Annotated in this window: 12 protein-coding genes; 1 reads left to right on the forward strand and 11 read right to left on the reverse strand. The window is 58.4% G+C overall.

The features are described 5' to 3' along the window. Positions 1–313 precede the first annotated feature (313 nt). From ACP7BE_RS19835 to pilM, 8 genes are all read right to left on the reverse strand, one after another. Entirely contained in the window at positions 314–1891 is a 1578-nt protein-coding gene (locus ACP7BE_RS19835) for an AAA family ATPase (protein ID WP_095000852.1), read from the reverse strand. A gap of 10 nt (positions 1892–1901) precedes the next feature. Next, positions 1902–3002 carry a 3-dehydroquinate synthase gene (gene aroB, locus ACP7BE_RS19840; RefSeq protein WP_095000851.1) on the reverse strand — a complete coding sequence of 367 codons (1101 nt, stop codon included), beginning with the start codon at positions 3000–3002 and terminating at the stop codon, positions 1902–1904. Positions 3003–3132: 130 nt separating this feature from the next. Then, complete coding sequence (gene aroK, locus ACP7BE_RS19845) at positions 3133–3651, reverse strand: shikimate kinase AroK (protein ID WP_029611693.1); 519 nt, start codon at positions 3649–3651, stop codon at positions 3133–3135. Between the two features lie 4 nt (positions 3652–3655). Next, a complete protein-coding gene (locus ACP7BE_RS19850) occupies positions 3656–4987 on the reverse strand; it encodes a type IV pilus secretin PilQ (RefSeq protein ID WP_095000850.1) in 1332 nt (443 codons plus the stop codon). Positions 4988–4999: 12 nt separating this feature from the next. After that, positions 5000–5527, reverse strand: a complete 528-nt coding sequence (locus tag ACP7BE_RS19855) for a pilus assembly protein PilP (RefSeq protein ID WP_095000849.1) — start codon at positions 5525–5527, stop codon at positions 5000–5002. Positions 5528–5531: 4 nt separating this feature from the next. Beyond that, positions 5532–6146: a type 4a pilus biogenesis protein PilO gene (locus ACP7BE_RS19860; protein ID WP_426106988.1), complete on the reverse strand. Its 615-nt coding sequence runs from the start codon at positions 6144–6146 to the stop codon at positions 5532–5534. Then, positions 6143–6709 (reverse strand): PilN domain-containing protein, encoded by a 567-nt coding sequence (locus ACP7BE_RS19865; RefSeq protein WP_426106990.1) that lies wholly within the window; start codon positions 6707–6709, stop codon positions 6143–6145. Before ACP7BE_RS19865 ends, ACP7BE_RS19860 begins: the two co-directional genes overlap by 4 nt. Beyond that, positions 6709–7671, reverse strand: coding sequence for a type IV pilus biogenesis protein PilM (gene pilM / locus ACP7BE_RS19870; RefSeq protein WP_095000847.1), 963 nt, complete (start codon positions 7669–7671; stop codon positions 6709–6711). The genes ACP7BE_RS19865 and pilM overlap by 1 nt, the downstream gene beginning before the upstream one ends. A gap of 205 nt (positions 7672–7876) precedes the next feature. Here pilM and ACP7BE_RS19875 point away from each other — a divergent pair, with 205 nt between their 5' ends. Continuing rightward, entirely contained in the window at positions 7877–10300 is a 2424-nt protein-coding gene (locus ACP7BE_RS19875; protein WP_370688614.1) for a penicillin-binding protein 1A, read from the forward strand. A gap of 58 nt (positions 10301–10358) precedes the next feature. Here the strand turns inward: ACP7BE_RS19875 and ACP7BE_RS19880 are convergent, their stop codons facing one another. From ACP7BE_RS19880 to ACP7BE_RS19890, 3 genes are all read right to left on the reverse strand, one after another. After that, positions 10359–12389 carry a lipase family protein gene (locus ACP7BE_RS19880; RefSeq protein WP_256666476.1) on the reverse strand — a complete coding sequence of 677 codons (2031 nt, stop codon included), beginning with the start codon at positions 12387–12389 and terminating at the stop codon, positions 10359–10361. 246 nt (positions 12390–12635) lie between these two features. Then, positions 12636–13904: a malic enzyme-like NAD(P)-binding protein gene (locus ACP7BE_RS19885; protein WP_095000845.1), complete on the reverse strand. Its 1269-nt coding sequence runs from the start codon at positions 13902–13904 to the stop codon at positions 12636–12638. Positions 13905–14086: 182 nt separating this feature from the next. Further along, on the reverse strand, positions 14087–14914 hold the full coding sequence (locus ACP7BE_RS19890; RefSeq protein WP_095017728.1) for a thermonuclease family protein: 828 nt from the start codon (positions 14912–14914) through the stop codon (positions 14087–14089). Between the last annotated feature and the right edge of the window lies 1 nt (position 14915).

Raw genomic sequence — 14915 nt, forward strand, 5'->3', positions numbered from 1 at the left:
TGCCCCAAAAAGGGGCAAATTTCTTTTAATTCAACCACTTGCTTCCCGCGCTGAACGTACGCCAGCTTGGCAGGGGCAAAAGGGTGGTCATTCTACACACCGTCACAAAGACCCACAAATTAAGCGGCGTTATACCGTAAATTCATGTCGCATTTATGAAAGGTTTAAAGCGATTGCTCGTGCTAGTCAAAACATTTTTGATGTTGACTGCTACACGGCGCAGACACCACAAGGCACACGGCTGTTAAGGCCGCATGCACAAGCAGGAGTTTTGATGGACTAGAACGGCGACCTGGGTAAGGTCGCCGGATCATCAGCGAGCTGCAGCCAGCTCTTTTTGGACGCTGGCGACAGTGCGAGGCCAAGGTTTACCAGCCTGCGTCTTCGCTGGCAAGTTCTTGATTGCTGCAGTTGCTGCAGCATGGCTTGGGAAGTTGCCATAGGTGACGACGTACAGCGGCTTGCCATTCAAGGTTTTCTTGAAGTAACGAGCATCACCGCCCAGTTCTTTGGCGACATTTTGCGCAGACGCTTCAGAGCTGGTGCCGACGATCTGCACCACATAGTTATTGGCAGGCTGGCTGGCGTACCAGCTACCGCCTGGTGCGGCCTTGGCCAGGCTAACCGGCTTCTCGGCCGGTTTGACCACTGGTTTGGCTGCCGGGGCCGGGGCAGGCTTGGCCACTGGCGCAGGCTTGGCCGTGGCCACGGTAGGTGCCGGTGCCGGTGCTGGTGCCGGGCGTGGCGTGGCTACGGGCGCAGGGCCCGCTGGCACGCCAACCGGTGGCGCGGTGGTGGTGACGGTCGGTGGCGAAGCAACGCCGCCGTCGACCGCAGGCACACCGCCATCGTCGCCCTCGGAGATCCCACCGGCCGCTTCAGCCAGCGGACCACGCATCACCGGCTGAGACTGCCCCACCAACGGCAACGGCATCGGCTGCGAAGAACCGGCGAAATCCACCGACGGCTTGGCCCCGCCATTGGGTGTGGCCTGCCCCAGCTGTGTCTGTTCGGCATCCGGCGCAACAGGCGCCTTGCCACGGCCCGGAATCAAAACGGCAGCAGCGACAGCCACTACCACTACTGCACCAATGGCCAATACGTGTTTCTTCGGCATCTTGAACCCCATACTTGGACGCTTGACCGCTGAGCGGCTGGCAATCATGGCTTCGATCATTGCATCACGGGCGACCTGGTTGATAATCCCGGGCCAGCCTTCAGAGCTCTCGTGTATATCTGAGATCTGCTGAGCGCTAAAGAGTTCGATCCCGCGCCCGGCACCTTCAAGGCGCTGGGCCAGATATTCGCGGGTTTCTTCGAGGTCATAGGGCTGCAGGTCGACCACATGGAAGCGTTCTTCATCAGCGCTCAGTTCCTCAAGACCGGCAATCATCGACGGCTCACCGAACAAGAACACGTGCGGACGCCCCTCTGGCGTACCCGCAGCCAGCGCCAGCAAGGCTTGCAGCGCAGACTCATCGAGCTGTTCGGCATCATCGACCAGCAGGTAGACCTCTTGCCCCGTAAGCGCCAGTTGCACCACTTGCGCCAGAATGGAGCCCACGTCAGGGCGCGCCACATTCAGGGTTTGCGCCACTTGCTGCAGGATACCGGCGGCATTGCCGGCCCCACGCGCCGAGACCACGACACTTTGCACCGACTGCTTGTTGGTACTCGCCACCAACGCCTGGCGCAGCAAGGTTTTGCCGCTGCCCTCAGGCCCGGTGACCACCAGCAGCAACTGGCTGTAGCGGGCAAGGTGATGCAACTGCCCCAGAACCGGCTTGCGCTGGGCCGGGAAAAACTTGAAGCCCGGAACCCGCGGTGCAAAGGGGTCGTGGGTGAGCTGGAAGTGACCGAGGAACGCCTCGTCGGCATGCAAACTAGTCATCGGGATCTTATTAACCTTTAAGCTGAGCCAGCGCGCGGTAATCCGCACCCAGCGTGGCTTGTAGAACCTCTTGTGGATAATCGTCAGTCACTGTGGCTTCGCCCATGCGGCGCAACAGCACCAGACGCATACGACCGTCGATCACTTTTTTATCAACTGCCATGTGTTGCATAAAGTCGGCCGGGGTCATTTCGACGGGCGGCACCACTGGCAAACCGGCACGCTGAAAGATCCGGATACCTCGATCACGCTCGGCATCGGTGATCCAGCCCAGGCGGGCAGACATTTCCAGTGCCATCACGGTGCCCGCAGCGACGGCCTCGCCATGCAGCCACACGCCGTAGCCCATATGGGTTTCGATGGCATGGCCAAAGGTATGCCCCAGGTTGAGCGTTGCACGCACACCCGCTTCGCGCTCATCGGCGCCGACCACTTCAGCCTTGGCCGCGCACGAACGCTGGATCGCGGCAGTCAGGGCCGCCTGGTCCAGGGATCGCAGCGCATCCATGTTGTCTTCAAGCCAGGTCAGGAACGGCTCATCGCATATCAGGCCATATTTGATGACTTCAGCCAGCCCTGCGGACAATTCGCGGGCAGGCAGGGTGTTGAGGGTCTGGGTGTCGATCAGCACAAGGTTGGGCTGATAGAAGGCACCGATCATGTTCTTGCCCAAGGGGTGGTTGATCCCGGTTTTGCCGCCCACGGACGAATCGACCTGGGACAACAAAGTGGTCGGCACCTGGATAAAATCGACTCCGCGCTGGTAACAAGCAGCAGCAAAACCGGCCATGTCACCGACAACACCGCCACCCAACGCTATCACCGTGGTGCGTCGATCATGACGTGCTGTGAGCAGGCCATCGAAAATCAGCTGCAGGGTTTCCCAATTCTTGAACGACTCGCCATCGGGCAGGATGATCGGCAACACCGAGAACTGCGCGAGGCTACGCGTCAAGCGCTCAAGATAGAGTGGCGCGACCGTTGTATTGGTCACAATCGCCACCTGGCGCCCGGCGATATGCGGAGCCAGCAACTGCGGCTGATCCAACAAACCTTCGCCAATATGAATCGGGTAGCTACGCTCGCCTAGATCAACCTTCACTGTCTGCATGAAACCCCGCGTTGAAGCACGGCGCCAGCGCCCTGCTTCGCAATTATCAAGTGATGGCATGCCGTAAAAAGGCATGCTCGGCGCCGAGAATAGCGCATTTCGTATCGCACTTTAATGGTCTGTGCAGCGACTACCGGGGAGGAAGCTGGGCCAGGCGCTCGAGGATATCGAGCACCACCATGCGCGGCGGCCGCTCATCGGTTTCAACCACCAGGTCAGCAATTTCACGATAAAGCGGGTCGCGCACAGCCAGCAGGTCGCGCAGGATTTTTTCCGGGTTGGCATTGCGCAGCAGTGGCCGGTTGCGATCACGGGAGGTGCGCGCCACCTGCTGCTCGATGGAGGCGTGCAAATACACCACGCGCCCACCATTGCGCAGCGCTTGCCGGTTTTCCGGGCGCATGACCGCGCCACCACCGGTGGCCAGCACAATGCCATTTTCATGGCACAGCTCGACAATCATGGCTGTTTCACGATCGCGAAAGCCCGGCTCGCCTTCTTTATCGAAGATCCACGGGATATTGGCACCCGTGCGCACTTCAATTTCCTTATCGGAATCTTTGAACGGCAGGTGCAGCTCTTTGGCCAGCAAACGTCCGATGGTGCTTTTTCCAGCCCCCATTGGCCCAACAAGAATCAAATTTCGCACAGAATCAATGACTCACAGCAATCGCCTGGTTGTTCATGATACGCGGAGTCAGGAACACCAGCAGTTCGGATTTTTTTTCCAGGACAACGTCTCTACGGAAAAGTCGGCCAACATACGGCAGATCGCCTAAAAATGGCACTTTATCTACCACTTTGCTTTGAGTTTTTGAGAACACTCCCCCAATCACGATGGTTTCACCGTCCTTGACCAGCACCTTGGCCCTGACCTCGTTCTTCTTGATGGGCGGTACATCCTGCAGCCTGCTCATGTAATCGGGCTCATCCTTGGTCACTACGACGGCCATGATGACGCTGTTGTCCGGAGTGATTTGCGGCGTCACCTCCAGTGACAATGAGGCTTCCTTGAACGAAACCGATGTAGCCCCGGTTTTGCTGGCCTGCTGGTAAGGAATTTGGGTGCCTTTAAGAATTTTGGCGGTTTCCTTATCCGCAGTAACCACTTTGGGTTGCGAGATAATTTCCCCATTACCGGTTTTTTCCATGGCCGTCAGTTCCAGGTCCAGCAACACATTGTTGGTGATGAAGGCGATGCCCAAGCCCGAGGTATTTCGCGAAACACCCAAATCAACAAAGGGCGCACTAACGTTGCCCGGGGCAGCCCCGGACGCCGCAGGCTGGGTAATACCACCGGCTTTCCAGAGGCCACCATTGTTTAGCGCTCCCCCCCAACGCACACCCAGGCTTTTTTCGAAGTCCACGCCTGCCTCGACAATCCAGGCTTCGATCATCACCTGACGCACTGGCACGTCCAGTTGAGCCACGATGCGCCGCAGCTCCTCCAGCCGTTCACTCGATTCATAAGCAATGATGGTATTGGTGCGTTCATCCACCGTGATCGTGCCCTGCCCCTCGATGCCGGGCTGCCCGCCGGTCACTGACTGGAACAGCATGACGATATCTGCCGCCCTGGCGTAATTGACTTGCACCAACTCCCGACGCAAAGGCGCAGGCTCAGGGCGCTCGCGGGCTGCGATCTCTTCCAGGGGCGCGATCAACAACACATTACCTTCAAGACGCTTGCCCAACCCCTTGCTCTCAAGCACCAGCTCCAGCGCCTGATCCCAAGGCACATCCTGCAAACTGAGGGTTATGCTGCCCTTTACGGTGTCGCTGACCATCAGGTTGAACCCGGTAAAATCCGCCAGCGATTGCAGTACCGTGCGTACATCAAGATTCTGCACGCTCAGGGACATGGGCTCGCCCACATACTGCGAGCGCTTGACGGATGATGGTGCGGCCTGCCCAGCCGCCAGCATTGACTGCGAATTCAGCGCACTCCATAGCGCCAGTACGCAGACCGGTGAAATCCTTTTCATGGTGTTTATCCGTTAAGACTGTTGATTTAAAGGAATCGTCAGGGACCTTTCCAACCAACCGCCCCGACCATCGGAAATCAGTTCAAATACTTCAATCTGGTGCGCCTGGATCGAAGCAATCTGGCCATTGTTGCGCCCCAGGTAATCCCCCACTTTCAAGCGATGAATAACACCATTGGCCCGCAGCAAGGCATTTGCCTGCGATTCACTGGACAGCATGCCAACCATCTCGAACTGCTCCAGATCAAAGCCTTCCAGAAACTGCCGGGGCCGGTCCGCGTCAAGTTCATCGCCGGCAAGGCTGACCTGCCAACTGCCGTCCCCTCCCCCCCCTATAGCCTGAAAAGGATTGCGCAAACCCATCGACCCATAGGCAAACACAGGCCCGACACTGATCACGGGAAGCGGCTCAATGGCGTTGCTCGCATGCCCCTGCGTAGCCTGTAAATAACTGTGCAGGTCTGCGGTAGTCTGCGGGCTGTCACACCCTGCCAGGCTTGCCAGCAATCCGGCGCCAAACACTCGCAAACAAACACCCATGGGATCAGTCCTTGATCGTGGTTCGGTAGGCCTTTGCCAGCAGCGTCATGCGCAGTTGACCGTCACCGGTACCGTTGCTCGGCGCAAGGCTGAGGTCATGCAAGGTGACAATGCGCGGCAGGCTGGCCATGGCGCTGACGAAGAGGCCAAGTTCGTGATAGCCCCCGACGAGGGTCATCTGCAGTGGCAGTTCGGCATAGAACGTTTGCAGGACTTCAGGGAGCCACTGAATGTGCTCGACCAGCAGACCATTGCTCAGACCCAACCGCGAAATCTCATCCAGCAATTCGGGCACTTGTGCCTGAGCGGGGAGTTGTTTGAGCAACGCACTGAACCCGGCTTCCAGCCTGTGAACTTGCATCACATAAGCATCCATATTGGCAACCTGTGCGACCCTGGATTCAAACTCCGCCTTCAGCGTGGTTTGAGTCTCGTACAACTGTTGCAACCGGGAAGAAGGCAGTTGAAGCAGCAGCGCATGACCCGACACCAGCACCAGGCCCAGCCACACCAGAGCCACGGTTGTTTTGCGGGCTGGCGACCAGGCGCCCATGTTACCCGGGTCCAGTTCGCGCAGGTCGAAATTGCGCAGACTAACGAGCCAGTGCGCAGGTATCACAATGCCCCCCCGGAAGGGGTATGTCGGGCCTCACGCACCGTCATCTGAAACAGGCGCTCCTGCCCGCCTGCCTGGGCAGGGTCTGCCTTGACGTCATTGAGTTGCGGCGTATCCAGCCAGTGCGAAGCATCGAGATTTCGCATCAGCTGGGCGACAAGGTTGTTGGACTGGGCAATCCCCGTGATGACAATGGTGCCCTCGGTCATTTTCACGTCGGTGAAATGCACACCTTCCGGCAAGCTGCGCGCCAATTGCTCCAAAATGATCCCGCTGCTCGACCGGCTGCTCTGCAACATGCCTATGGTTTGCATGCGTTCAAGCAATTGCTCCCGGCGCACTTTCAACTGGTCGATCTGCTCCGCACGCCCATCCAGCTGGAACGTGGTACTGCGGATCAGGTCATTGCGCTCCATCTGCTCCTCTACCAAGGTGTTGATAAAGTGGTCAGCAGCAAACAGGCCGGCCACCGCCAGCAAAGACAGGGCCACCAGCACCATCAAAAAACGTTTGCGCCGCTTTTCACGCAACAACGCGCGCCAGGGCAACAAATTGATTCTCGCCATTAATCAAACCCCCTCAAGGCCAGACCGCAGGCAGTCAACAACACAGGGGCATCGCAAAGCAAGGCTTCAGGGGTGAGTGAGGGATCGAGGTCCATCAGCGCAAACGGGTTGGCGATGCGTGTCGGCGTGCCAAGACGGGATTCAACCCGCTGAGCCAGCAGCGGATCCATGGCAGCCTCACCGGCCAATACGATCAGGCCGATCCGCCCATCAACTCCGGAGTCGGCAAACAGCCCAAGCTCTCGCTCCAGCTCTTCGACAATCGTGGTTTTGAATGCTTGCGCCCCTGCAGTGGCCTGCCCGCAAAGCAGCTCACGGACGTAAATGACCTGACCCTGCTGCACGATGCTCAGCAGGATTGTATGGGGTGCAAAATCGACCACTGCCACGGCCCCGTTCAGTGCCTGGCCTGCAGTCATTGCCTCAACGCCCCGCACCAGGGCATGAGCCTGCACGGCAACCACCCGCGGGACCAATCCCGCACCGGTCAAGACCGAACAATGCCACTCCAGCGCTTCCTGGCGGCACGCCACCATCAGCACGCGGGCCGGCCCGGTATGGTTCGACGGGTGATCCTGGAGCTCAAAATCCAGTGCCATGTCATCCAGTGCATAAGGTATGTACTGCTCAGCCTCAAACCGCACATGAAACTCAAGCTCGACTTCGCTCAAGCCTGCCTCCACCTCCAGGCTTTTGCAGATAACCTGACCATCGGGCATCGCGATAATGGCGTCCCTGGCGATTACCTGGGCCTTTTCCAGCGCCCTGAGAAGCACTGGGACGACACTTTTGGCCTCTGCGCCGGTCTGATCATTCACAAGCCCGGCTGGCAGGGGTTCCATGGCATAGGACTGTAGCTTGAACCGGCCCTGTGAACGGCTCAGCTCGACGAGCTTGATCGACTGCTGGCCGATTTGTACGCCGACACAGCGCTGACGTGTTTGAGGAAATAATCCGGGCACCTTTGTTTTCCCTAATGCAATCCGTAACTTACGGAGGGTAAAAAATGAGATCCGTTCAAAACCTGTTCTGACATGCGGCTCATGACGTTCATGAGCGAAAAATGCTTATAATGCCGGGCGTTTTTTCCGTATCGTCGACCCGGCGCAACTGCGCACTACCCTGACGTGCAAACCCATTTCTTGATCTGGAAATCCAAAAGCCTTGATTCGTCTGCTGAAGTTTTTCGGGTGGTCTTTCGTTGCCGTGTTCTGCGGGCTGTTGCTCGTGTTGAGCGGCGCGTTTCTCTATCTTAGTCCTGGCTTGCCGTCTGTAGAGTCGTTGAGAAGCATCCAGTTGCAGATTCCTTTGCGGGTCTACACCAGCGACGGAAAGTTGATCGCAGAGTTTGGCGAAATGCGCCGCTCACCGATCAAGTTCGCCGACATTCCGCCCAATTTCATCAATGCCCTGCTTTCTGCAGAAGATGACAATTTCGCCAATCATTACGGGGTCGACCCCAGCAGCCTGATGCGTGCCGCTACCCAGTTGGTAAAAAGCGGACACATACAATCAGGTGGCAGCACCATCACCATGCAGGTGGCGAAGAACTATTTCCTCTCCAGCGAGCGAAGCTTTTCGCGCAAGACCAACGAAATCCTGCTGGCTCTCGAAATTGAACGCGAGCTGACCAAGGACGAGATCCTTGAGTTGTACGTGAACAAGATTTACCTGGGCAACCGCGCTTACGGTATCGAATCCGCAGCTCAGGTTTACTACGGCAAATCGATCCGCGACCTGAGCCTGGCGCAGATGGCGATGATCGCCGGCCTGCCCAAAGCCCCTTCACGGTTTAACCCGCTGGCCAACCCGGTGCGCAGCAAAGAGCGCCGCGACTGGATCTTGGGGCGTATGTACAAGCTGGGTAAAATCGATCAGGCCAGCTATCAAGCGGCGATCGCCGAGCCGGTCAACGCCAGCTATCACGTGCCAACGCCGGAAGTGAGCGCCCCCTACATCGCCGAAATGGCCCGTGCCGAAATGGTCGGCCGTTATGGCAGCGAGGCGTACACCGAAGGCTTCCGTGTGACTACCACGGTGCCGAGTGACCTTCAGGAACTGGCCAACACCGCCGTTCATGAAGGCCTGATTGCCTACGACCAGCGTCACGGCTACCGTGGCCCCGAGTCACGCCTGCCGGGCAAGACCCTGGCCGTATGGACTCAGGAACTGGCCAAGCAGCGCCCGATCAGCGGTCTTGAACCGGCCATCGTGACCCAGGTCGACAAGGACGGCATTCAAGTACTGACTCGCACCGGTGAGGCGCACGTCGCCTGGAACACCATGAAATGGGCACGCAAGTTCCTCAACACCAACAGCATGGGGCCGATGCCCAAACAGCCTTCGGATGTCGCCCAGGTCGGTGATCTGATTCGCGTACAACCGCAGACCGACGGCAGCTACAAATTCAGCCAGGTGCCCACCGTGCAAGGCGCACTGGTATCCCTGGATCCGGACAACGGCGCCATTCGCGCGCTGGTGGGCGGTTTCGCCTTTGAGCAAAGCAACTACAACCGGGCGATGCAGGCCAAGCGCCAACCGGGCTCCAGTTTCAAACCATTCATCTACAGCGCCGCACTGGATAATGGCTACACCGCCGCCACCCTGGTCAACGACGCACCCATCGTGTTTGTCGATGAATATCTGGACAAGGTCTGGCGCCCGAAGAACGACACCAACACCTTCCTCGGCCCGATCCGCGTGCGTGAAGCACTGTACAAGTCGCGCAACCTGGTCTCCATCCGCTTGCTGCAAAGCCTGGGTGTTGACCGTACCGTCGACTACATCAGCAAGTTCGGTTTCAACAAACAGGACTTGCCGCGCAACCTGTCGCTGGCCCTGGGTACTGCCACCCTGACGCCAATGGAGATTGCCACCGGCTGGAGTACATTCGCCAACGGCGGCTACAAGATCACGCCGTATCTGATCGACAAAATCGAAAGCCGCAATGGCGAAACCCTGTTCGTGGCCAACCCGCCAAGCGTGCCTAAAGCCGACAGCAAGGATGTGCCGCCTGAAGCCGCAGCGCTGACCGTTGACACCATCAATGCCGCACCGGGCCTGCCCACTGTCGAGACGCAAGCAGTAGCCGAGCGGATTGTCGACGGGCGCACCACATACATCCTCACCAGCATGCTGCAGGACGTGATCAAGCTCGGCACCGGCCGCCGCGCCCTGGCGCTGGGCCGCACCGATCTGGCAGGTAAAACCGGTACGACCAACGAATCCAAGGATGCGTGGTTCTCAGGATACAACGCCGACTATGTGACCACTGTTTGGACCGGTTTCGACCAGCCCGAAAGCCTGGGCCGTCGCGAATACGGCGGCACCGTCGCGCTGCCGATCTGGATGACGTACATGGGGGGCGCGCTCAAAGACAAGCCTGCGCATACGCAGCCAGAACCCGAAGGCATCCTCAGCTTGCGGATTGATCCGTCCAGCGGCCGTATCGCGTCTCCAGGCACCCCTGGCGCCTACTTTGAACTGTTCAAGAGCGAAGACACACCGCCCACCAACAGCGAACTGGGCAACAACGTAGCACCGGGCAGCCCGCTGCCGGCAGATGACGGCGCCCCAATAGACCTGTTCTGATCAACAGGGCTGCACGTTGCAGAGCGCCTGGGCGCTTGCAACGTGCAGCCTGGCAGGCTCAAGCAAGCAGGTGATCCACAGGCACACCCCCTGCAAACAGCTCATCGATCGGCGCCATCGCCAGTTGATCGATACGCGTGCTCTCGCTGTGAGACTCCCAGCGCTCCAGACTTTCAGCCAGCACACCGGGCTGTTGCGCATACTGCCCATACACATCTGCCCGGGTCGGCACCCGAAACCTCAGCAGGTACAAGCGCTTGCGGGTTTTATGGACATTGCTCATTTCGCGCATGAGCAGGTTCATGGCTTCTACCTGCTCTTCAAACGTACCGCCCGCACAGGTCATTACCTCACGGTACTTAACCCGCAGTTGCTGCGCGACGTGTTCAAGCGCCTGATCCACGAACAACACCTCACGCTCGGTCACCAGTGAACACCGGGCCTGCAGCGCTTGCTGGCTGCGGCGCAAAACCGCCCAGCAACTGGGAATATAACTGTCGATCATAAACGGCTGGCCTGCATCGACCCGTGGCTTGAGCCCCCCCTCTGATTCGGGTGCTGCACTGTTTTGCTCAAGTACCGCATGGCTGACGGCATGCTGGGTGATCGTCTTGCTAAGCGGATCCCACAGGACATGCGACCTCATCTCCTGAGCAAACTCCAGCGGCATAAAGTGGCGCAAGGTTCCGTGATGCTGATAAGGCTCTGCGAGCAAACGGCTCAGGCCCGCCACAAACACGCCAAAACCTGCGGGTACGTTCACGAAACTGAGTACCGTGCCTGCACAACAGGCCGACAATGGGCGGTTCATCCAGCTGCCGGGCACCCCGGGGACAGGATCGTTATGGTTAACCATGCGCTGATGCACCAGCCCCTGTGCCGCGCGAACAAAGGTTGCGTCCGCTGCGCGAGGGGCTCCGTACGTGTAGAGCTGCACCTCACAGGCCCTCAGCTGGATCAACATTTGGGCAAGGATCAAACCGATAGCCCCGCCCTGGCTGTGTCCGCAAATCAGTACGGCTTGCCCCCAGTGGAACTTGTCCATGTACCTGTCAACAAGCTCGTAAGCCTGCCTGGCGGCGTCGTAAAAACCGCCATGTACCTGGCCCTCACCCTCTTCAAAGGGTACTTGAGGGGCCTCTGCATCCTGTGACAAATCAGACCAGGTACAGGTGCTATGAACGGCAACCAAGACAACTTTATCGTTATGGCTCACAAAAACTTGTGCACCTGCGCCTTGAGCCCCAAAACGGATATCTCCGCGATAATGCACTGAAGACGGAGTTTCCTGAGCCATTCCGCAAAGCGGGTCATTGGCCGGGTACAGCACGGGGTCGAAAGGCACAATTTCCAAACGCGCCGAATACGGCACATCTTCATATAAAGGGTAATAGGACTTTGCCTGTTCCGGGCTGGCCCGCCAGCCCATCATGCTTGCCTCCCCAAAGGGATCTTGCACACGCGACATGCGGGCCGGCCCAGCAAATGAGCAGTTGCCCAGGGTGGCCATCAACGCCAATTGATAGAGATTGAGCGCACAAAACTGCGGGTCCGTGGACAGCAGCGGGCACAAGGCCCGCAAGGGACGCACCTGCAGCACCGTATGACGCCCCTCTGCAATATGCACACCGAGCGGGCCACGCTCGACCGGGAACAGGCTCCCGGCCTCAGGCGGCAAATGAGAAACATGCTCGACCAGATGCCGCACTTCAATCTGGTAATAGTCACTGTCGGGATCAATGCATGGCGGCTTGCTCTGCGGGCGCGCACCGCTCCTGTCGAAGAAGCGGGTGCGCTCCGCCCTGACCTGAAGCTCGGTGATCTTGAGAGGGTAATGCGTTCGACCCATCAACCGCGAATACAGGCCATTGCTGGCGTCATGCAACTGCCTGAACATAAGCGCAAATGGCCCTTCAACGCCCTTGCGCACCCTGCCAACCCCCGAGGCATCCAGACGACCGCCGTGCCGTCTACCTCGCTGATCAACCAGCTCAAAGGCCAGCCCTGCATAGGCGGTACTCACCCCCTGGTCGTCAATCAGTTGAAAGCGGGTCTGACTGTAACGGCTTTGACGAAGGCGAGTGAACATCCGTGATTCCTATAAAACGTCCTATAAAACAGAGGGCACACTTCAGAATTCTTTAGAATTCAGAACAGGCTCCCCTCGGAACAAAGGAATGAAATTAACGGAGGCTCGAAAAAATTAATGTAAGACAATTCCTATTTTGTAGAAGGGTTAGGCTTATTTTGTAGATCCTTTCGTGCCCGTTTCGCAGAAAACAAAAAAGCCCCGACGCTTTACAGCGCCGGGGCTTTTTTATGACGCTACACAGCCTTAGCCGTTGAAGACGTCATCCACGCTTTTGAGCGGGTAGTTTTTCGGGTATGGCAGGGTTGCAACACCGGTCTCGATGGCAGCCTTGGCCACTGCATCGGAGATCAGAGTGATCAGGCGTGCATCCATTGGTTTCGGGATGATGTATTCACGCCCGAATTCCAGCTTGATACCGCCGTAAGCGTCACACACTTCTTGTGGCACTGGCAGTTTGGCCAGTTCACGCAATGCGTTGGCTGCAGCGATTTTCATTTCTTCGTTGATGCGCTTGGCGCGAACGTCCAGGGCACCACGGAAGATGAAAGGGAAGCCCAGCACGTTGTTGACCTGGTTCGGGTAGTCCGAACGGCCAGTGGCCATGATCACGTCGTTACGGGTGGCGTGAGCCAGCTCCGGGGAGATTTCCGGATCTGGGTTCGAGCACGCGAACACGATCGGGTTAGGCGCCATGCGCAGCAAGTCTTCAGCGCTCAGCAGGTTCGGACCCGACAGGCCAACGAACACGTCTGCGCCGTCCATGGCATCAGCCAGGGTGCGCTTCTCGGTAGCATGGGCGAATGCCGACTTGTACTGGTTCAGGTCGTCACGGCCGGAGTGGATCACACCGGTACGGTCGATCATGTAGATGTTTTCGATGGTTGCGCCCATGCTCACCAGCAATTTCATGCAGGAGATGGCAGCAGCACCGGCGCCCAGGCAAACGATCTTGGCTTGCGCCAGGGTTTTGCCAGCGATTTCCAGGGCGTTGATCATGCCGGCCGCGGTCACGATAGCGGTGCCGTGCTGGTCATCATGGAATACAGGGATATCGCACTGCTCGATCAGAGCACGTTCGATCTCAAAGCACTCAGGTGCCTTGATGTCTTCGAGGTTGATGCCGCCGAAGGTGATGGAGATGCGTTTTACGGTGTCGATGAAAGCCTGTGGGCTCTCGGAATCAACTTCGATGTCGAAAACATCGATACCGGCAAAGCGCTTGAACAACACGCCTTTGCCTTCCATAACAGGTTTGGAGGCCAATGGGCCGAGATTACCCAGGCCCAGGATAGCGGTGCCATCAGAGATCACGGCTACCAGGTTGCCCTTGCCGGTGTACTTGTAGGCCAGTTCAGGGTCGCGGGCGATTTCGCGCACTGGTTCGGCTACACCCGGGCTGTATGCCAGCGCTAGATCGCGGGCAGTAGCGGTAGGTTTGGTAAGCTCGACACTCAGTTTGCCTGGACGTGGCTGGGCATGGTATTCGAGAGCGGCAGTTTTCAAATCAGACATGTGGGCATTCCGCTTTTTTTGCTGTTGGACAGACGAATCGCCGAGCATACGCGTGTCGCAAAGTCCCGACAAGACTGACCAGTCAGCAGTGTCAAGGCCTTTACCTTACGACTTTGGCCCAAGAGCCGCGCCCCACAAGGGCTGGAGTGTCCACAATCTGTATTTAAAATTGTCTACAATTTTTAGCGAGCAATGACTTTAAGCATTCCCGGATGAGTTAAAGGCAACATCCAGCGTGCCTGCCCGGCCTTCACGCCTGCACGCTGCGAACGATCCAGAACCCAACCTCTGGCCTCGACTTGCGCACCTTGCAACCTGGCCAGTTGCTTTTGATCGAAAGTGGGCAATTGCCTGAGCGCAATGTTCAACACCAGGCCGCCTTGCAGGTCGATCCAGAGCCCGCCCTGATTGCGCCGGACCTGACTGACCGTGCCACTCACCAGGGCGAAACCCGAGCGACGGATTTGTTGCGGCGCCAGCACCGGCGACTGCCGCCAAAGGCCCAGACGAGCCTTGCGCGCACTGCGCTCGGCGGCTTGCTGACAGTCAAGCAGCGCCACATTCGGCGCGATAGCCACCTGAAATCCCAGGCCGTCAGCCAGCAATCGGGCTTCAAGGTTGCTGCCATCGGCACCAAATACATGGGCCAGGGTGCGACCATAACGATCCCGGGCCTGTTTACCTGCCAGCAACCCGACACGGCCATCGCTTTGCGCCACCAGCGTTTGCAGGCGCTTGCGCGCCGCCTCGGCAAAGGGCTCGGCGGGCCGGCCTTTTTTGCCCGTCTCCGGGGCATTGAGGCCGATCATGCGCACGCTGCGGCCATCCTTGAGACGCAGGGTGTCGCCATCGGTCACCCGCTCCACCGTGGCGTAGGCCACAGCCCCTGGCGCCGGGCACAACGGCGCGGCCGAAACACTGGCCAGCCAAATCGCAGGCACAAAAAAGGCGCCCGCAAGGGACGCCTTTTTCAATAACCTGGCCAGACCCAAAAGCCTGCCCATGGTCATG

Source organism: Pseudomonas sp. TWR1-1-3, assembly GCF_049896805.1.
Classification (GTDB): domain Bacteria; phylum Pseudomonadota; class Gammaproteobacteria; order Pseudomonadales; family Pseudomonadaceae; genus Aquipseudomonas; species Aquipseudomonas bubulae.

Coding starts and splice junctions, on each gene's coding strand:
- ACP7BE_RS19890 (WP_095017728.1), bottom strand. CDS start 14,914: ATGACCATGGGCAGGCTTTTGGGTCTGGCCAGGTTATTGAAAAAGGCG.
- aroB (WP_095000851.1), bottom strand. CDS start 3,002: ATGCAGACAGTGAAGGTTGATCTAGGCGAGCGTAGCTACCCGATTCAT.
- ACP7BE_RS19835 (WP_095000852.1), bottom strand. CDS start 1,891: ATGACTAGTTTGCATGCCGACGAGGCGTTCCTCGGTCACTTCCAGCTC.
- ACP7BE_RS19865 (WP_426106990.1), bottom strand. CDS start 6,709: ATGGCGAGAATCAATTTGTTGCCCTGGCGCGCGTTGTTGCGTGAAAAG.
- ACP7BE_RS19850 (WP_095000850.1), bottom strand. CDS start 4,987: ATGAAAAGGATTTCACCGGTCTGCGTACTGGCGCTATGGAGTGCGCTG.
- ACP7BE_RS19855 (WP_095000849.1), bottom strand. CDS start 5,527: ATGGGTGTTTGTTTGCGAGTGTTTGGCGCCGGATTGCTGGCAAGCCTG.
- ACP7BE_RS19885 (WP_095000845.1), bottom strand. CDS start 13,904: ATGTCTGATTTGAAAACTGCCGCTCTCGAATACCATGCCCAGCCACGT.
- ACP7BE_RS19880 (WP_256666476.1), bottom strand. CDS start 12,389: ATGTTCACTCGCCTTCGTCAAAGCCGTTACAGTCAGACCCGCTTTCAA.